This window comes from Paraliomyxa miuraensis (assembly GCF_026337845.1).
GTDB classification, from domain to species: Bacteria; Myxococcota_A; Polyangia; order Nannocystales; family Nannocystaceae; genus Paraliomyxa; species Paraliomyxa miuraensis.
In genome coordinates this window covers 1-278 of the sequence record NZ_JAOVZF010000034.1, presented here as the reverse complement: position 1 = coordinate 278, position 278 = coordinate 1, and the positions used below count along the sequence as shown (strand labels likewise).

The window sequence follows — 278 nt, the reverse complement described above, 5'->3', positions numbered from 1 at the left end:
CAGCCGAGCGCCTACACCACCACGGAGTACGACGGCCTCGATCGGGTGACCGACGTCGAGCACCCCGACGGCGACCACGAGCACTTCGCCTACGGACTGCTGGCGAAGGGAGTGCAGACCGCCCACACGGACGAGAGCGGCGCAACCTCGCTGTTGCAGACGGACGCCGCCTCGCGGGTGGCGGTGAGCATCGATCCCCATGGGACGAGCACCTGCTTCGAGTACGGCGCCTTCGGTGTACTCGGCGAGGTCCGTCGGGACTGCACCGATCCGCAGAC

General features: G+C 68.7%; 1 protein-coding gene. It reads left to right on the top strand.

The features are described 5' to 3' along the window. The coding region (locus OEB96_RS00140) for a hypothetical protein (RefSeq protein ID WP_266213346.1) at positions 1-278 on the top strand (278 nt) is incomplete at both ends.